We start from the raw sequence: 17,770 nt of genomic DNA on the forward strand, positions 1-17,770 counted from the left end.
ACGTGGCAAAAAGAGTGCTCGTTGTCGAGGACAATGAACTCAATTTGAAGCTGTTCTGCGACCTGCTGCGCGCTCATGACTATCTCCCCGAAGGGGTCCGAGACGGTCGCGAAGCTGTTGCGAAGGCCCGCGAATTCGCGCCCGATCTGATCATCATGGACATCCAGCTGCCGCATGTCAGCGGTTTCGAACTGATCAACCAGCTCAAGGCGGACGAAGCACTGAAGGCGATTCCGATCATGGCGGTCACCGCCTATGCCGGCCGCGAGGACGAGGAACGGATCCGCGCCGCCGGGGCGGATGCCTATGTCTCCAAGCCGATCTCGCTGGCGCGCTTCGTGGAATCGGTGCGGGTGCTGTTGTAGGCCATTTACCCGCCGTCATCCTGAACCTGATTCAGGATGAAGAGCGTGGAGCGCACGCACGCAAAAAGCCGCAGAGGCACCCCCTGCGGCTCGCGACCGGCCGACGGCCGGGATCAGGCAGACCGCAGAAGCGGCTTACTTGATCTTCGTTTCCTTGAACTCGACATGCTTGCGCACGACGGGATCGTACTTCTTGAACGAGAGCTTCTCGGTCTTGGTACGCGGATTCTTCTTCGTGACGTAGAAGAAGCCGGTGTCTGCCGAGCTCAGCAGCTTGATCTTGACGGTTGTTGGCTTGGCCATGAGCCCGGTTCCTGAATCTGTAAAAAAGCAAAGAGCGGCGAACAAGCCGCCGCTCACAAGCCGCGTCCGTTGGCCCAAAGGCCTTTCCAAGTCAAGCATAAGCCGCATTTAAGGCCGTGTTTACCACTGCAGGCGCACCTTTCCGGTAACACGGGAGCATGGGGCATGGCGGACGATACGATCAAGAACGAGCTGACCGCGCGAATCGGCCGGATCGGTGCGCGCGTCGGGATCGACCGCCCGGCCGATCTCGCGCACGAGATCGACCGGATCCGCGCGCTGGCGCACCGCAGCGGCATGCGCCCCGCGGTGACCGTCGCGCAGGCGCTGGAAATGGGGCTGGCGCGCGGCGAATGCGGCCCGCTGATCCGCGCCTGGCTCGATCTGCTGCGTGATGCGGTGGGCAGCGAGCGGCAGGACGAGGCCGCCTGTGACACCTATCGCGCGGCCTGTGCGGTGCGGATGTTCGGATAGCAGTATGGACGCACTGATGGCCGCCCTGGTCGCGGCCGCGCTGGCTCAGGCAAGCGACCGCACGCCGTGGCTCGCCGCGATCCTCGGTGACCGCTATCCGCGCGTCACCGTGATCCTCGCCACTGCGCTGGCCCTGGCGCTGGGCAATACGATCGCGGCGATCGGCGGCACGCTCGTGGCGCGCGAGATGTCGCCCAATGCGCGGGATCTGTTTCTGGCGATCGCGCTGATCTTTTCGGGCATCGCCGCCTTTTCCGCGATCAAGCCGCCGGATCGGCTGACCAACTGGCGGCTTGGCGCATTCCCGACCAGCCTGGCCGGCGTGTTCGTCCTTGCCCTCGGCGATCGCAGCCAGTTCCTCACCGCCGCGATCACCGCACGCAGCCCCGCGCCTGTGTTCGCAGCGATTGGCGCGACGATCGGCGCGCTGGCCATCAACGTGCCGGCCATCCTGGCTGGGGAAGCCGCGCGCCGGCGCTTGCCGATCACCGCGGTCCGCATCGGCGCCGGCGCGCTGTTCCTGTTGATCGGCGTCTATCTGGCGCTGGGGGCGATCAGACTGATCTAGATTTTCGTTGGATGCAGGCGGAGCGTTTGCGCTACTCGAATCGTTACCGCAACGAACCCAAGGAGAACTCGCCATGGCCGACCCGGCAGCCCCGCTGAAAACCCCGACCGACATTCAGAGCAACGCGGCCAAATCGGTCGCCGAGGCGCTGAACGGCATCCTTGCCGACAGCTTCGCGCTCTATTTCAAGACCAAGAACTTTCACTGGCATGTATCCGGCCCGCATTTCCGCGACTATCATCTGATGCTCGACGATCAGGCGACACAGATCCTCGACACCACCGATGCGATCGCCGAGCGCGTGCGCAAGACCGGCAACACCACGCTGCGCTCGATCGGCGACATTGCGCGCCATCAGACGATCAAGGACAATGACCAGCCCTTCGTCAGCGCGACCGACATGCTGGTTGAGCTGCGCGAGGACAATCTGAAGCTCGTCGAAGCCCTGCGCGAGGCCAAGGACATCGTCGACGAAGCCAAGGACAATGCCACCAGCGGCATTCTCGACGACTGGACCGATCTCGCCGAGGAGCGCGCCTGGTTCCTGTTCGAGGCCAGCCGCAAGGGCTAAGCTCGACAAATCGACCCCGCTGTTTCAGACTTTGATGAAACGGCGGGGGTCGATCTGATGAAACATGGTTTCGTATTGATGTTGGCGGCGATTGCCACGCCGACAATCGCGCAAGAAACACGACAGTTGCAGCCGGGCGCCGTCTCGCCCCCGGCAACGATCGACCAATTGAGCTGGCTTGCCGGCGAATGGCGCGGAGACGGGATCGACGCGCCGGCCACCGAAGTATATTCGCAAGCCCTGGGCGGGCAGATCGCCGGCCATTTCGTACAGACTGACAAGCAAGGCCGCGTCGCCTTTCAGGAACTGGTCCAGATCGTCCCGCGCGGCGGCTCGCTGGTATACCGGGTGCGGCACTTCAACGCCGACTTGACCGGCTGGGAAGACAAGAGCGGCCATGTGGTGGAATTCCCGCTCGTCGCGCTGGAGCCCGACGCCGCCTATTTCGCTGGCCTGACGGTGCGTCGCAACGGCAACAAACTGGTATCGACCGTGGTCATTCGCGGAAACGGCAAGCCCCAGGAAATCTCGTTTCGCTATACCCGCGTGCAACGGTAACTGCCCCGGAACAAGCGCAACGGCCGCATCGTTGATATTCCACACGTTGGAAGAATGTACATGCTGCGCTGGGCCATCCTGTTACTCGTCATCGGACTGTTCGCGTCGGTGCAGAGTCTTGCCGGCGGTTTGGCCGGGGTCGCCCAGCAGTTGTTCGTGGTAGCCACCGCAATCCTCGCCATTTCGCTGGTCCTCGGGCTGCGCGCCGGGCAGCGCACCGGGCCCGCGATCGACTGACGCCTGCCCCGCTTGACGCGCCCAGGCCAACCGGAGAGCGCCAGGCTGGCCGTACGCACGATCGGCGACCGCCGCGCGTTGGAAAGGCCGCTCAGCAGGTCCAGCAGCCCGATCGATACGATAGCCGGGACGGCGATCAGCAGCTTTCTCATCGCGTGTCGCCAGAGCGGGAGCCAGCGGCGGGCGCCATGCGTTAGCGCGTCATGCGCGCCTTTGCCGATCTGCTCGATGCCCTGATCTACACACGCTCGCGCAATGCGAAGCTCAAGCTGATCGGCGATTATCTGCGCGCCACGCCCGATCCCGATCGCGGCTGGGGGCTTGCCGCACTGACCGGCGATCTCGATCTGCCGGGGGTCAAGCCCGCCGTGATCCGCGCGCTGATCGAGGCGCGGGTCGATCCGGTGCTGTACCGGATGAGCCGCGACTATGTCGGCGACAGTGCCGAGACCATCGCCTTGCTATGGCCCAACCCGCCGGTGCCGCCGCCGGCGGCCGAACCGCTGACGATCAGCCAGGCGGTCGGGACGCTCAACGCGCTGTCGCGCTCGGACGCGCCGGCGGCGCTCGCCGCGATGCTCGACCGGCTCGATGCCGAGGAACGTTTCGCATTGCTCAAGATGGCGACCGGCGCCCTACGCATCGGCGTGTCCGCGCGGCTCGCCAAGACCGCGTTGGCCACGGCGTTCGAGATCGATGTCGAGGCGGTCGAGGAGGTGTGGCACGGGATCGACGCGCCTTATGCCAGCCTGTTCGCCTGGGCCGAGGGCACGGGCGCGCAGCCGACCACTGCCGACGTGCCGGTGTTCCGCCCGTTCATGCTGGCCCATCCGCTCGAGGACCTGCGCGTCGATCTGGCCGACTATGCCGCGGAATGGAAATGGGACGGGATCCGCGTGCAGATCGTGCACGTCGCCGGCGAGACACGGCTGTTCAGCCGCACCGGCGACGACGTCACCGGGAGCTTTCCGGAGGTCGCGCGCGCGTTTACCACGCCCGGCGTGATCGACGGCGAACTGCTGGTGAAGGGCGAGCATCAGGGCGGCACGCTCGAGGATGGCGGCGGGGCGGCGAGCTTCAACGCACTGCAGCAGCGGCTCGGGCGCAAGACCGTATCGGCCAAGATGCTGAGCGATTATCCCGCGTTCGTCCGGGTCTACGACATCCTGTTCGACGGCGCGGAGGATCTGCGCCCCCTGCCCTGGCGCGAGCGCCGCGTTCGGCTCGAAGCCTTCATGCCGCGGCTCGATCCGGCGCGCTTCGATCTTAGTGCGGTGATCGAGGCAGAGGATTTCACCGCGCTGGAGGGGATCCGCGCGGGCGCACGCGATGCCGCGATCGAGGGCGTGATGCTCAAACGGCGCGATTCGCCATATGTCACCGGGCGCCGGGTCGGCCTGTGGTACAAATGGAAGCGCGATCCGCTGACCGCGGACTGCGTGATGATGTACGCGCAGCGCGGCTCGGGCCGCCGCTCCTCCTTCTACAGCGACTATACGTTCGGCTGCTGGACCGAGGATGGCGAACTGCTGCCCGTCGGCAAGGCCTATTCGGGGATTACCGACGAGGAGCTCAAGGTGCTCGACAAGTTCGTCCGCACTCATACGCTCAACCGGTTCGGCCCGGTGCGCGAGGTCGAGCGGGCGCTGGTGCTGGAGATCGCGTTCGATTCGATCCACGAATCGAAGCGGCACAAGTCGGGCGTCGCGATGCGCTTTCCGCGAATCGCGCGGATCCGGACCGACAAACCTGCCGCCGAAGCGGATACGGTGGCGGCACTCAAGCGGCTGATCGTCTGACCTGCTTGGGCGGATAGGCAGCGGCCATGCTGCGCGATCGCCTCCCGCCCCCCCCCAAACGAGCGCAAAGAAAAACCCGGCGCGCCGCTGGGGCACGCCGGGTTTTCTTAGACTCGAACCGGGGTCGCTTTAAGCGATCGAGGTCAGGTTCACCGCTGCATGCTTGCCACGACGATCGACTTCGAGCTCGAATTCGAGCCGGTCGCCTTCGTTGAGGCTGGTCATGCCGCCGCGCTCGACCGCGGAGATGTGCACGAACGCATCGGGCTGTCCGTCATCGCGCTGAATGAAGCCGAAGCCCTTCATCGCGTTGAAGAACTTGACCGTGCCGGTCGCCTTTTCGCCGGTCAGCTGGCGCTGCGGCGCGCCACCGGTCGCGGCGCCACGCGGGCCGCCAGGGGCCGCGGCATCACGCTCGCGCGGCGGACCGCGGTCGGTGACGGCCATCGGCTCGCCGTCGATCTTGAGATCGGTCGCCGAGATGCGGCCACCGCGATCGACCAGCGTGAAGCCCAAGGGCTGACCTTCGGCCAGACCGGTGAGGCCGGCCTGCTCGACCGCGCTGATGTGAACGAACACGTCCTCGCCGCCGTCATCGCGCACGACGAAGCCGAAGCCCTTCTGGCCGTTGAAGAATTTGACCACGCCGGTGCCTTCGCCGACGACCTGGGGCGGCATGCCGCGCCCGGCGCCACCGCCACCCGGTGCACCGCCGAAGCCGCCACCGCCGCCGCTGCGGAAACCACCACCGCCGCCGCCGCCGCCGCCGAAGCGATCGCCGCCACCGCCGAAGCGATCACCGCCGCCGCCGAAACGATCGCCGCCGCCGCCGCCGCCGAAGCGATCGCCACCGCCGCCGAAGCTGCTGCCGCTGTTAAAATCATCGCCGCCGAAACCGTCGCGCTTGTCGCGGCCACGCCCACCGCGATCCCCGCGGCGTCCTTTATCGAAACTCATGCCCTGTTCGTCTTCCCGGTTCGTCCAAACTTGCCTGTAGAAACCGCACCGCCGGACGAAAAGCGCGGGCTTCCGGACACCAAACCGATCGTGCCACCGAATCGGTTTAGCCTAAAAAGAACGAGGCGGCGAATAAATTCGTCCAAATTGCGGCAATGCTTGAATCATATGCTTGCGGGAGTGTGTCCCGAACGGCACAGATCGGCTCATGTCCCTGCTCCAATTATTCTCCGATCCCGCCACCTGGGCCGCCCTTGCCACGCTGATCGTGCTTGAGGTCGTGCTCGGCATCGACAATCTCATCTTCATCTCGATCCTGTCGAACAAGCTGCCGGCCGCCCAGCAGAACAAGGCGCGCCGGCTCGGCATCGGGCTCGCGCTCGGGCTGCGCTTGTTGCTGCTCTCGATGATCGCCTGGATCGCCGGCCTCACCGCCCCGGTATTCGATCTCGGCCTGCAGGGCGCCACCGGGGCGCATGGCGAGCCGAGCTTCGAGACGGCGTTTTCGTGGCGCGACCTGATCCTGATCGCCGGCGGACTGTTCCTGCTGTGGAAGGCGACCAAGGAAATCCATCACACGATGGACCCGGCCGAATCGGGTACGCCGCTGGACAAGAAGGGCAAGACCGCGCTCAGCTTCGGCGCGGCGATCGCGCAGATCCTGGCGCTCGATCTGGTCTTCTCGATCGATTCGATCTTGACGGCGATCGGCATGACGGACGACCTGCCGGTGATGATCGTCGCGGTGATCGTCGCGGTCGGCGTGATGCTGCTCGCCGCCACGCCGTTGGCCAATTTCATCGCCGCAAACCCGACGGTAGTGATGCTGGCGCTGGGTTTCCTGCTGATGATCGGCGTGGTGCTGATCGCCGACGGCTTCGGGGTGCATGTCCCCAAGGGCTATATTTATGCCGCGATGGCCTTTTCGGCCGGGGTCGAGACGCTCAACATCCTCGCCCGCAACCGGCGTGAGAAGCGCGAGGCCAAGGCCGGCGGCGTACCGACAAAGCATTGAGCGCTTTGCCGTTCGCGGCTAGGCGGAGTGGATGACCGTATATCTCCACGAAGAAGACATTCCCGCCGGCCTGTTCGCGGACGGCGCCGATATCGCCGTCGACACCGAGACGATGGGCCTGCTCACGCCGCGCGACCGGCTGTGCGTCGTGCAATTGTCGGATGGCGGAGCGGACGAGCATCTCGTCCGCTTCGGCCCCGCCAGCGAGTATGAGGCGCCCAATCTGCGCGCGTTGCTGGCCGATCCGGCCCGTGTGAAGCTCTATCATTTCGGGCGGTTCGATCTCGCCGCGATCGATCATTATCTCGGCGTCAGCGCCGTGCCGGCCTATTGCACCAAGATCGCCTCGCGCCTGGTGCGCACCTATACCGACCGCCACGGGCTGAAGGAGCTGGTGCGCGAATTGCTGCAGACCGACATTTCCAAGGCGCAGCAATCGTCCGACTGGGGCGGGCCGGTCCTGTCCGAGGCGCAGAAGGATTATGCCGCGTCCGACGTGCGCTACCTGCACCGGTTGCGCGAGGAGCTCGATCGCCGGCTGGCGCGCGAGGGCCGTACCGAACTGGCGCAGGCCTGCTTCGATTTCCTGCCGCACCGCGCGGCGCTGGATCTCGCCGGCTGGCCGGAGACGGACATCTTCGCGCATGTCTGACGTCGCGGCGCGGGTCCGTTCCGAACGACAGGTGTGGGCCGCGCCGGGCAGCAGCCACGACCGCTTCGTCAGGATTTCGGCAATGGGCCTGCCGATCGCGATCGGCGTGCTCGCGGCCTTTCTCGTCATGGCGCCGCTCACCACGCGCGGCGATGTTTCCTTCCTGCTCGACAAGAACAAGGTCGAGGTCGCCAAGGAGCGGTTGCGGCTGCAGAGCGCGCGCTATCGCGGCGAGGATAACGAGCGCCGGCCGTTCACGCTGACCGCCGGCTCCGCCGTGCAGCGCAGCGCCAGCGAACAGGTCGTGCAGCTCAACGCGCTGTCGGCCGAACTGCAGATGCCCGACGGGCCGGCCAATCTGGTCGCAGACAAGGGCCATTACGACATGACCAGCGAGCAGGTGAAGGTCGACGGGCCGGTCCACTTCACCGCGGCCAACGGCTATAAGATCGATACGCAGGATGCCACGGTCGATCTCAAGACACGCAAGCTGCAAAGCGGCGGCGCGGTCACCGGCACGGTACCGCAGGGCAATTTCAGCGCGCAAAGCATGAAGGCCGATCTCAACACGCATGTCGTGACGCTGGATGGCAACGCCCGCTTGCGGATCGTCCCCGGAAGGAACAGATAAGCGCGATGACCACGCCCGTCCGCCTTCTCGCGCTCGTCGCCCTTGTCTCCGCTGTCGGCGCCGGGGCGCAGCGGCACAATTCGAACGCGCCGATCGATTTCGGCGCGGACCATATCGAATTGCAGGACAAGGCCAACCGCGCCGTGCTCGCCGGCAATGTTTCGGTGCGCCAGGCGGAGATGACGCTGAGGGCCGCGCGGATGACCGTCGCCTATACCGGGCAGGTCGTCGACGGCTCCCCACAGGTTTCGCGACTCGATGCCTCTGGCGGCGTGGTGGTGACCCGCCCGGATCAGACCGCGCGCGGCCAATATGCGGTGTACGATCTCAACCGCCGCGTCGTCACGATGCTTGGCGGCGTGTCGCTCGTGCAGGGTGGCAATACGGTGAATGGCGGCCGCCTGACGATCAACCTCGATACCGGGCGCGCGGTGATCGACGGGTCGTCGGTCGGCGGCACGCGCACCGGCGCCAATGGCAGCACGACGACTGCGCCCGGTGGGCGCGTCACCGGCCGCTTCTCGGTGCCCAAGCGCAACTGACGCTCCCGCGAAAACCACCCCCCAAAACGCGCCGTCCGCCGCTTCCCACTTCCAACCCCACCCAGTCTGGGGCAATAGTCATGCACGAAGCCTGCCACATTCGCAGCGCGGGCTTCCGCTAACCCTTATGCGAGCACGGGCCCTCAGATGACCGACACCGCGACCCTCGACACGATACCGCCGATCCACGAAGTGCCGAGTGGCACCGGGCTGTCGGTCGTGTCGATCGCCAAGTCGTACGACAAGCGCGTCGTGCTCACCGATGTCTCAGTCACCGTCGGACGCGGCGAGGTGATCGGGCTGCTCGGCCCCAACGGCGCGGGCAAGACGACCTGCTTCTATTCGGTGATGGGGCTGGTGAAGCCCGATTCGGGCCGCATCATGCTCGATGGCGACGATATCACCGGCCTGCCGATGTACCGCCGCGCGATCCTGGGCCTTGGCTATCTGCCGCAGGAAACGAGCATCTTCCGCGGCCTGTCGGTCGAGAAGAACATCCTCACCGTGCTCGAACTGTCCGAGCCCGACAAGGCCGCGCGCGCCGAGCGGCTGGAGCAGTTGCTCGGCGAGTTCGGGCTGACGCGGCTGCGCGATGCGCCGGCGATGGCGCTGTCCGGGGGCGAACGGCGCCGCGCGGAGATCGCCCGCGCGCTGGCCGCCGATCCCTCGATCATGCTGCTCGACGAGCCGTTCGCGGGGATCGATCCGATCTCGATTTCGGATATTCGCGATCTCGTCTGCCAGCTCAAGGATCGCGGCATCGGCGTGCTGATCACCGATCACAACGTCCGCGAGACGCTCGACATCGTCGACCGCGCCTATATCATCTATGACGGCCGCGTGCTGTTCACCGGGTCGCCGGCCGAACTGGTCGCCGACGAGAGCGTCCGCCGCCTGTATCTCGGCGAGGGCTTCTCGCTCTAGCCCATGAGCCTCGCCCCGCGTCTCGACCTCAGGCAATCGCAATCGCTGGTGATGACGCCGCAGCTGCAGCAGGCGATCCGCCTGCTCGCGCTGTCCAACCTCGAGGTCGAAGGCTTCATCGCCGAGGAGATCGAGCGCAACCCGCTGCTCGAAGCGTCCGCACCCGAAGATGACGGCCCCACGCTCGAGCGCGAGCCGCCGGGCGAGAGCAGCGCCGATCCCGCCACCGCCGACCAATTGCTGATGGGCGGCGCGGCGACCGGCGAGGCCTCGCTCGATGTCGATTTCTCTGCCGAAAGCTTTCATCACGATAGCCCTGTCGATGGCGCCGGCATGGACGGGTCGCTCGGCCTGTCTGGCGCCAGCAGTGGCGGGATGGGCGAGGACGGCCCCGATTTCGATTCCTTCGCCGCCGCCGATACCAGCCTGGCCGATCATCTGATGGCGCAGGCCGGGCCGGTGCTCGCGGGCCCCGACCTGATGATCGCCGCGCACCTGATCGACCAGATCGACGAATGCGGCTATCTCACCGTACCGCTGCTCGAGCTCGCCAACCGGCTCGGCGTGCCGCTCGCCCGGGTCGAACAGGTGCTTGGCGTGATCCACACATTCGAGCCGACCGGCGTGGGCGCGCGTAATCTCGCCGAATGCCTCAAGCTGCAGGCGATCGAGGCGGACCGCTACGATCCGTGCATGGCGCGGCTGATCGACAATCTTGATCTGCTTGCGCGCGGCGAACTCGCCCGGCTGAAGCGTATCTGCGACGTCGACGACGAGGACATGGCGGACATGATCCGCGAGTTGCGCGGCTATGATCCCAAACCCGGATGTCGCTTTGGCGGCGAGCCGGCGCAGGCGGTGACCCCCGACATCTTCGTCGCGCGGCGCACCATCGGGGGCAAGACCGGCTGGGGGATCGAGATCAACGCCGCGACGCTGCCGCGCCTGCTGGTCAATCGCGGCTATTATGTCGAACTGTCGGGCGGCGAGCAGGACAAGGCAAGCAAGGCGTGGCTCGGCGACATGCTGGCCAGCGCCAACTGGCTGGTCAAGGCGCTCGACCAGCGCCAGCGCACGATCATCAAGGTGGCGACCGAGATCGTCAAGCAGCAGGAGGCGTTCTTCCTGCACGGCGTCGCCCATCTCAAACCGATGACGCTGCGCCAGGTCGCCGACGCGATCGAGATGCACGAATCGACCGTCAGCCGCGTGACGAGCAACAAATATCTGTCCTGCGCGCGCGGGCTCTACGAACTCAAATTCTTCTTCACCTCGGCGATCCAGTCGTCCGAAGGCGGCGATGCGGTGTCGGCGCAGGCGGTAAAGGCGGCGATCCGCGCGCTGATCGGGGCGGAAGGCAGCAAGATCCTGTCCGACGACACTTTGGTCGAGCAGCTGAACGCCAAGGGCTTCGATATCGCGCGCCGCACCGTCGCGAAATATCGCGAGGCGCTGGGCATCGGCAGTTCGGTCCAGCGTCGCCGCGCCAAGGCGCTGGAAGGGGCTGGCTGAGTCTCTTCGTCAGAAGGGCAGCTTCAGTCGCACCATGAGCCTGTTGCTGACCTGCCCGCCAAGCAACGTGGCGCTTTCCACTTCCGCAGCGCCCTTCAGTCCGCCGGCAATGCCGATCTCCGCTTTGGGCGTCTCGCGATCAGGCTCGAACCGGGCGTGATCGAGCCGCGGCAGGCGATATCGGTCGGCACGCATGTTGCCGCACACGACGATATCCTCGGTATCGGCAGTGCGCGCCACTGCGCAGGCATCGCGCGGCAAAACCGGGGCATGCGCCAGATCGGCCATCGCGTCGGGTGCGATCGGTGCCGCGGCGCTTTGCAGAAGCCACAATAGAAAGATCTGCATCCGCCATCCTTCGGCCACCGGCGCGCCAGTTTCTACTGGTATATTCAGGGGCAATGGGGCCTAATTGCGGCCGGTACAGGATTCCGCACTATAAGCGGTTCGCCGATATTCTTGGGCGATCACCGTGCGCAGGGGATGGATAGTCTAAACGATGCGAATCATCCTGACGGCGATCGCCCTGCTTGTTGCCCCCCTGCTGACCACCCCCGCCGCCGCGGCCTGGCGCGAGGCGAGCAGCGACCATTTCCTGATCTATGCCGATAGCGAAGAGCGCTGGTTGCAGGGCTTTGCCGATCGGCTCGAGCGGCTCGACAGCGCGATGCGGCTGATCCGCGCAATCGGCACGCCGCCCGGCGCACGCTCCAACCGGCTGACCATCTATGTCGTGCCGAGCGCCGATGCGGTCGCCAGATTGTGCGGCAAGGGCTGCCGCAACATTGCCGGTTTCTACGTGCCCCGCGCCGGCGGGTCGATCGCCTTCACCCCGCGACGTGGCGATGCCGAGGCGGGCACGAACAGCATGAATGCCGATATCGTGCTGTTTCACGAATATGCCCATCACCTGATGCTGGAGAATTTCGCCGCCGCCTATCCACGCTGGTTCGTCGAGGGCTTTGCCGAGTTCAACGCCACCGCCAAAATCGACAAGGACGGTTCGGTAATGATCGGCGTGGCGGCGCAGCACCGCGCCAACGGGCTGATTCTCGCCGACCCGCTGCCGATCGAGACGTTGCTCGACGACAGCAAGGCCAAGCTCAACCCGCGGCAGCAGGATGTGTTCTACGGCCGCGCCTGGCTGCTGACGCATATGTTGACGTTCGATCCCGCGCGCCGAGGCCAGCTGTCGACCTATCTCAAGCTGATCAACGACGGCACATCCAGCCTGGCCGCCGCGCGCACCGCGTTCGGCGATCTCACGGTGCTGGCGAAGGACATGGAATCCTATCTCGATCGCCGTAAACTGTCCGGGCTCAACATCCCCGCCGCTCGGCTCAAGGTCGGCGCGATCACGCTGCGCACGATGACCGACGGCGAGGCGAGCATGATGGCGGTGCGCATGCGCTCGGACCGCGGCGTGAACCAAGCCCAGGCAGCCGAACTGGTACCCGAGGCGCGCCGTCGCGCCGCCGCCTTTGCCGCCGACCCCGCCGCGCAGGGCGTGCTCGCCGAGGCGGAATATGATGCCGGCCACGACGCGCTCTGCGAGGCGGCGGCCGACCGCGCGCTGGCCGTCAACCCCAAGGACCGCACCGCCCTGCTCTACAAGGGCCGCGCACGGTTGCGCCGTGCCGCCACCGCCAAGGCGACCGATCCGGCGGTGTGGAAGGAAGCGCGCAGCTGGTTCGTCAGGGCCAACCGGCTGGATACGGATGCCGCCGAGCCGCTGATGCTGTTCTACACCAGTTTCCTCGCCGCCGACCAGAAACCGAGCGCGAGCGCGGTGACCGGCCTGCTGCGCGCATTCGAACTGTCGCCGCACGATGATGGGCTGCGCATGCTGGTGGTGCGCCAGCTGCTGACCGACGACCAGCCCAGGCAGGCGCGCGTCGCGCTGCTGCCGCTGGCCTATGATCCGCACGCGCCGGCGGACAATGCCGCGAGCAAGCTTGTGGCGTTGATCGATGCCGGAACGTCGGGCCCGGCGATCCTCGCGACGATAGAGAAAAAGGGCAAGGAGACGCCCGCGCCAAACAAGCCCGCCGCTTAGTCGTCCTCATCCTCATAGCCGACCAGCGCCAGCGCGCGCGCCTTGATCTGCCGCGTCATGCACCAATGGACCAGCGCATCCTCGCGCCCGTGCGTCACCCATACTTCCTTGGGCGCGATCTCGGTCAGCGTGTCGGTCAGTTCGTCCCAGTCGGCGTGATCGCTGAGGATCAGCGGCAGCTCGACATTACGCTGCACCGCGCGCTGCCGCACGCGCATCCACCCGCTCGCCATCGCGGTGATGGGATCGGGCAGCCGCCTGGACCAGCGATCGTTGAGCGCGCCCGGCGGCGCCACCACCACCTTGCCCATCAGTTCCGCCTTGGGCGTGTCCGCGACCAGGCGCAGCTCGCCCAGATCAACGCCGAGCTCGACATAGAGATCGCACAGGCGCTGCACCGCGCCGTGCAGATAGATCGGATCGTCATGCCCGCGGTCGCGCAGCTCGCGGATCACGCGCTGCGCCTTGCCCAGCGCATAGGCGCCGACCAGCACGCAGCGCGTCGGGTTGGCGCGCAGCGCGGCGGTCAGTTTGTCGATCTCGTCGCCGGTTTCGGGATGACGGAACACCGGCAGGCCGAACGTCGCCTCGGTAATAAACACATCGCATTTGACCGGCTGGAAACCGGTGCAGGTCGGATCGGCGCGGCGCTTGTAATCACCCGACACGACGACCCGCTCGCCGCGATGATCGAGCACGATCTGTGCCGATCCGAGTACGTGGCCGGCCGGCACGAACGTCGCCTCGACCCCGCCGCCGCAATCGACCGTCTCGCCATAGGCCACCGGCACGCCGGCCTGCGGGCCGTAGCGCACGTCCATGATCGCCAGCGTCTCCGGCGTTGCCCATACCCGCTCATGCCCGCCGCGCGCGTGATCGGCATGGCCGTGCGTGACCAATGCGCGCGGCACCGGGCGCGAGGGATCGACCCAGATATCGGCGGGTTTGATGTAGATGCCGTGCGGTTGCGGATCGAGCCAGTCGCCGAGCTTTGCCATCGTCCCTATATGGTTGGGATGACTGGTTGTTCCATGCCTCGCCTTTTCTCCACGGCCGTCACCCTGAACTTGTTTCAGGGTCCACCGTGCAACCAGGGCCGATCGGGCATGAGGCGCGATGGATGCTGAAACACGATCAGCATGACGACAGTGGCGGTGAACCGACTGCCCTCCCCGCCCCCCTCGCCGCCTGGTTCGCCACGCGCGGCTGGGCGCCCCGGCGGCACCAGCTCGCCATGCTCGAGGTCGGTCGCGCCGGGCATCACGGCCTGCTCGTCGCCGCGACCGGGGCGGGCAAGACGATGGCCGGCTTCCTGCCCACGCTGACCGAGCTGATCGAGCAGCCGACCGAGGGTCTGCACACGCTGTACGTCTCGCCGCTCAAGGCGCTGGCGGTCGACGTGCAGCGCAACCTGATCAACCCGATCGAGGAAATGGGTCTCGACCTGCGCGTCGAAACCCGCACCGGTGACACGCCCAGCGACCGCAAGGCGCGCCAGCGCGTCCGCCCGCCGCAGATCCTGCTGACCACCCCCGAATCGCTCAGCCTGCTGCTCAGCTATCCGGACAGCGACCTGATCTTCGGGACGCTCAAGACGATCGTGGTCGATGAGGTCCATGCCTTCGCTACCGGCAAGCGCGGCGATCTGCTGGCCTTGTGCATGGCGCGGCTGCAACGCCTGTCGCCGAGCTTACGCCGCGTGGCCTTGTCCGCCACCGTCGCCGATGCCGATGGCTATCGCGCCTGGCTGGCGCCGGACGGCGATATCGACACGGTCGATCTGGTGCAGGGCGAACCCGGCGCGCCGGCCAAGATCGACATCCTGCTGCCCGAGGGTCGCGTGCCCTGGACCGGCCATTCCGGGCGCTACGCCGCCGAACAGGTGATGGCCGAGATCGAGACGCACAACACCTCGATCGTGTTCTGCAACACGCGCAGCCTGGCCGAGCTGATCTTCCAGGATCTGTGGAAGGTCAACGCGATGAGCCTGCCGATCGGCATCCATCATGGCTCCCTGTCGCTGGAGGCGCGGCGCAAGGTCGAGTCCGCCATGGCCGACGGCAAGCTGCGCGGCCTGGTCGCCACCGCGAGCCTCGATCTCGGGGTCGATTGGGGCGATGTCGATCTGGTCATCCAGATGGGCGCGCCGAAGGGTTCGTCGCGGCTGCTGCAGCGCATCGGCCGCTCCAACCACCGCATGGACGAGCCAAGCGAAGCGGTGATCGTGCCCGGCAATCGCTTCGAATATCTCGAGGCGCGCGCTGCGCTCGACGCGGTCGATGCGGGCGAGCTTGATCCCGACATCTTCCGGCAGGGCGGGCTCGACGTGCTCGCGCAGCACATCATGGCCTGCGCCTGCGCCGCGCCCTTCACGTCTGCCGACATGCTCGACGAGATCCGCTCGGCGCTGCCCTATTCGGCGCTGACCGTGGAGACGTTCGATCGCGTGCTCGGCTTCATCCGCGACGGCGGCTATGCGCTCAAAGCCTATGACAAGTTCAAGCGGCTGACGCAGGACGAAGAGGGGCTGTGGCGTGTCAGCCATCCGAAGTTCGTCGCCCAGCACCGGCTCAATGCCGGGATCATCGTCGAGGCGACGATGCTCACCGTACGCTTCAAGAACGGCCGCTCGCTCGGCAAGGTCGAAGAAGCGTTCGCCGCCACCCTGATGTCGGGCGACACTTTCTTCTTCGCGGGCATGAGCCTGGAGGTGATGGGCGTCTCGACCGAGGACCTGCTGGTCCGCGCCACTGCCCGGCCGGCGCGGATCCCGACCTATGGCGGCGCGCGCATGGCGCTGTCGACCAACCTGGCCGAGCGCGTCCGCGGCTTCCTCGCCGATCCCGCCCAATGGTCACGCTTTCCGAACGACGTGCGCGAATGGCTCGACATGCAGATGCGCCGCTCGACCCTGCCCAATCCCGGCCAGCTGCTGGTCGAAACCTTCCCGCGCGAAGGGCGGCATTACATGGTCGCCTACAGTTTCGAAGGCTGGAACGCGCACCAGTCGCTCGGCATGCTCGTCACGCGCCGGATGGAGACTTTGGGGCTCAAACCGATGGGCTTCGTGTCGAACGATTATGCGCTGGCCTGTTACGGGCTGGAGCCGATCACCGATCCGCAATCGCTCTTCTCGCCCGACATTCTGGAGGACGAATTCGTCGATTGGGTGCAGAGTTCGGCATTGCTCAAGCGCGCGTTCCGCGAGGTCGCGGTGATTGGCGGGCTGGTCGAGCGCCAGCATCCGGGCAAGCGCAAGACCGGCAAGCAGGTGACCTTCTCGACCGACCTGATCTACGACGTGCTGCGCAAATACGAGCCCGGCCATCTGCTGCTGCAGGCCGCCTGGGAAGACGCGCGCGCCAGGATGACCGATGTCGGGCGGTTGGCGAGCCTGCTCGACCGCGCGGTGGACACGATGCTTCACGTCGATCTCGATCGCGTCTCGCCGCTCGCCGTGCCGGTGCTGACCCTGATCGGGCGCGAGAAGATCGCCACGGGGCTGGCGGACGACGCGCTGCTGATCGAGGCCGAGGCACTTGCCGAGGAAGCCATGCGGCTCGACTGAGCCGGGCGGTCGCGGGCCGCGCGGCGTACGTGCGATGACATCTTGCGTTAGGGCCGATTCGGGCGCACCATCCGCCGATGGTGTTCAAGTCCGCTTTGCTGATTGTGCTTCTCGCCAGCGCACCGCCGCTCCAGGCGCCGCCCGATCCTGGGGCCACCGACCCGGTGCCCGATCCCGCCGCCGCCGCGCTCGACTTCGCGACCGAGCAGGATCGCATGACGCTCCCGGTCAAGATCGCCGACTCGGGCCCCTACGCCTTCATCGTCGATACCGGATCGCAACGCACCGTCATCTCGCGCCAGCTCGCCCAGCTGCTCAAGCTCAGCCCCGGCCGCGACGTGCGGATGACGGCGATGACCGGCGCCAGCACCGTCGCCACCGCGATCATCCCGCTGATCACCGTCGGCACGCTGGGCGGCGCGCGGATCGAGGCGCCCGCGCTCGAGGCCGAACATCTCGGCGCGGATGGGCTGCTCGGGCTCGATACGCTGCAGGGCCGCGCGCTGACGATCGACTTCGATCGCCGCCGCATGACCGTCGCCGCCGCGCGCCCCCGCGGGCGCAGACCCGCGCCCGCCGCGGACGAGATCGTCGTGACGGCCAAGAGCGTGCTCGGCCAGCTCGTTGTCACCGATGCGCTGTACGCCGGCACCCGGGTGCGCGTGATCCTGGATACCGGATCGGCGATCACGATGGGCAATCTTGCGCTCAAGAAGCGCGTGTCCCGCCCGGCGATGACGCCCATCTCGGTGATGAGCGTCACCGGCGCATGGCTCAGCGCCGACGCGACGCAGATCCGGCAGATCAAGGTCGGCGGCGTGACCTTCCAGAACCTGCCGATCGCGTTCGCCGACGCCGCGCCGTTCGAGCGGTTCGGGCTGCAGAAGCGCCCCGCGCTGATGCTCGGCATGGATGCGCTGCGGCTGTTCCGCCGCGTCGATATCGATTTCGCCAATCGCGAGGTGCGTTTCGCACTGCCCCGGAACGCCCATCGGCTCTAGCCCGTTGCGCGCCGCGCGCGCGCCGTTACCTTGGTCG

At 66.6% G+C, this 17,770-nt stretch carries 20 protein-coding genes; 16 read left to right on the forward strand and 4 right to left on the reverse strand.

The window, feature by feature from the left end:
• Positions 1-2 precede the first annotated feature (2 nt).
• The gene (locus NV401_RS06695; protein WP_261294050.1) at positions 3-365 is read left to right on the forward strand and encodes a response regulator; all 363 of its coding nucleotides are present in this window, start codon (positions 3-5) and stop codon (positions 363-365) included.
• A gap of 135 nt (positions 366-500) precedes the next feature.
• On the opposite strand, the gene rpmG is transcribed toward NV401_RS06695, so the two are convergent.
• Positions 501-668, reverse strand: a complete 168-nt coding sequence (gene rpmG, locus NV401_RS06700; protein WP_034157855.1) for a 50S ribosomal protein L33 — start codon at positions 666-668, stop codon at positions 501-503.
• 165 nt (positions 669-833) lie between these two features.
• Between rpmG and NV401_RS06705 the strand changes: the two genes are divergently transcribed.
• The 6 genes from NV401_RS06705 to NV401_RS06730 all read left to right on the forward strand — a co-directional run bounded on the left by NV401_RS06705 (position 834) and on the right by NV401_RS06730 (position 4,875).
• Positions 834-1,142: a hypothetical protein gene (locus NV401_RS06705; RefSeq protein ID WP_261293632.1), complete on the forward strand. Its 309-nt coding sequence runs from the start codon at positions 834-836 to the stop codon at positions 1,140-1,142.
• Between the two features lie 4 nt (positions 1,143-1,146).
• The gene (locus NV401_RS06710; protein ID WP_261293633.1) at positions 1,147-1,710 is read left to right on the forward strand and encodes a TMEM165/GDT1 family protein; all 564 of its coding nucleotides are present in this window, start codon (positions 1,147-1,149) and stop codon (positions 1,708-1,710) included.
• 73 nt (positions 1,711-1,783) lie between these two features.
• Positions 1,784-2,281, forward strand: a complete 498-nt coding sequence (locus tag NV401_RS06715; protein WP_261293634.1) for a Dps family protein — start codon at positions 1,784-1,786, stop codon at positions 2,279-2,281.
• Positions 2,282-2,362: 81 nt separating this feature from the next.
• Positions 2,363-2,839, forward strand: a complete 477-nt coding sequence (locus NV401_RS06720) for a DUF6265 family protein (RefSeq protein WP_261293635.1) — start codon at positions 2,363-2,365, stop codon at positions 2,837-2,839.
• 60 nt (positions 2,840-2,899) lie between these two features.
• Positions 2,900-3,076 (forward strand): hypothetical protein, encoded by a 177-nt coding sequence (locus tag NV401_RS06725; RefSeq protein WP_261293636.1) that lies wholly within the window; start codon positions 2,900-2,902, stop codon positions 3,074-3,076.
• A gap of 203 nt (positions 3,077-3,279) precedes the next feature.
• Complete coding sequence (locus NV401_RS06730) at positions 3,280-4,875, forward strand: cisplatin damage response ATP-dependent DNA ligase (RefSeq protein WP_261293637.1); 1,596 nt, start codon at positions 3,280-3,282, stop codon at positions 4,873-4,875.
• 129 nt (positions 4,876-5,004) lie between these two features.
• On the opposite strand, the gene NV401_RS18775 is transcribed toward NV401_RS06730, so the two are convergent.
• Positions 5,005-5,832: a cold-shock protein gene (locus NV401_RS18775; RefSeq protein WP_315369059.1), complete on the reverse strand. Its 828-nt coding sequence runs from the start codon at positions 5,830-5,832 to the stop codon at positions 5,005-5,007.
• A gap of 208 nt (positions 5,833-6,040) precedes the next feature.
• On the opposite strand from NV401_RS18775, the gene NV401_RS06745 reads away from it, so the two are divergent.
• The 6 genes from NV401_RS06745 (at position 6,041) to rpoN (ending at position 11,108) form a co-directional block, all read left to right on the forward strand.
• Positions 6,041-6,847 carry a TerC family protein gene (locus NV401_RS06745; protein WP_261293638.1) on the forward strand — a complete coding sequence of 269 codons (807 nt, stop codon included), beginning with the start codon at positions 6,041-6,043 and terminating at the stop codon, positions 6,845-6,847.
• 31 nt (positions 6,848-6,878) lie between these two features.
• Positions 6,879-7,499: a ribonuclease D gene (locus tag NV401_RS06750; RefSeq protein ID WP_261293639.1), complete on the forward strand. Its 621-nt coding sequence runs from the start codon at positions 6,879-6,881 to the stop codon at positions 7,497-7,499.
• A complete protein-coding gene (gene lptC / locus NV401_RS06755; protein WP_261293640.1) occupies positions 7,492-8,130 on the forward strand; it encodes an LPS export ABC transporter periplasmic protein LptC in 639 nt (212 codons plus the stop codon). Before NV401_RS06750 ends, lptC begins: the two co-directional genes overlap by 8 nt.
• Before the next feature lie 5 nt (positions 8,131-8,135).
• Positions 8,136-8,672, forward strand: coding sequence for an LptA/OstA family protein (locus NV401_RS06760; RefSeq protein WP_261293641.1), 537 nt, complete (start codon positions 8,136-8,138; stop codon positions 8,670-8,672).
• A gap of 147 nt (positions 8,673-8,819) precedes the next feature.
• On the forward strand, positions 8,820-9,596 hold the full coding sequence (gene lptB, locus NV401_RS06765) for an LPS export ABC transporter ATP-binding protein (protein ID WP_261293642.1): 777 nt from the start codon (positions 8,820-8,822) through the stop codon (positions 9,594-9,596).
• Between the two features lie 3 nt (positions 9,597-9,599).
• Entirely contained in the window at positions 9,600-11,108 is a 1,509-nt protein-coding gene (gene rpoN, locus NV401_RS06770) for an RNA polymerase factor sigma-54 (protein WP_261293643.1), read from the forward strand.
• Positions 11,109-11,117: 9 nt separating this feature from the next.
• On the opposite strand, the gene NV401_RS06775 is transcribed toward rpoN, so the two are convergent.
• A complete protein-coding gene (locus NV401_RS06775) occupies positions 11,118-11,456 on the reverse strand; it encodes a hypothetical protein (protein ID WP_261293644.1) in 339 nt (112 codons plus the stop codon).
• Between the two features lie 151 nt (positions 11,457-11,607).
• On the opposite strand from NV401_RS06775, the gene NV401_RS06780 reads away from it, so the two are divergent.
• Entirely contained in the window at positions 11,608-13,164 is a 1,557-nt protein-coding gene (locus NV401_RS06780; RefSeq protein WP_261293645.1) for a hypothetical protein, read from the forward strand.
• Here NV401_RS06780 and NV401_RS06785 read toward each other — a convergent pair.
• On the reverse strand, positions 13,161-14,162 hold the full coding sequence (locus NV401_RS06785) for a ligase-associated DNA damage response exonuclease (protein WP_261293646.1): 1,002 nt from the start codon (positions 14,160-14,162) through the stop codon (positions 13,161-13,163). The genes NV401_RS06780 and NV401_RS06785 overlap by 4 nt on opposite strands.
• A gap of 122 nt (positions 14,163-14,284) precedes the next feature.
• Between NV401_RS06785 and NV401_RS06790 the strand changes: the two genes are divergently transcribed.
• Together NV401_RS06790 and NV401_RS06795 are read left to right on the forward strand one after the other, a co-directional pair.
• The gene (locus NV401_RS06790) at positions 14,285-16,732 is read left to right on the forward strand and encodes a ligase-associated DNA damage response DEXH box helicase (protein WP_261293647.1); all 2,448 of its coding nucleotides are present in this window, start codon (positions 14,285-14,287) and stop codon (positions 16,730-16,732) included.
• A gap of 80 nt (positions 16,733-16,812) precedes the next feature.
• Positions 16,813-17,733 (forward strand): retroviral-like aspartic protease family protein, encoded by a 921-nt coding sequence (locus tag NV401_RS06795; RefSeq protein ID WP_261293648.1) that lies wholly within the window; start codon positions 16,813-16,815, stop codon positions 17,731-17,733.
• The last annotated feature ends 37 nt before the right edge of the window (positions 17,734-17,770 follow it).

This window comes from Sphingomonas hylomeconis (assembly GCF_025370105.1).
Lineage (GTDB): Bacteria > Pseudomonadota > Alphaproteobacteria > Sphingomonadales > Sphingomonadaceae > Sphingomonas > Sphingomonas hylomeconis.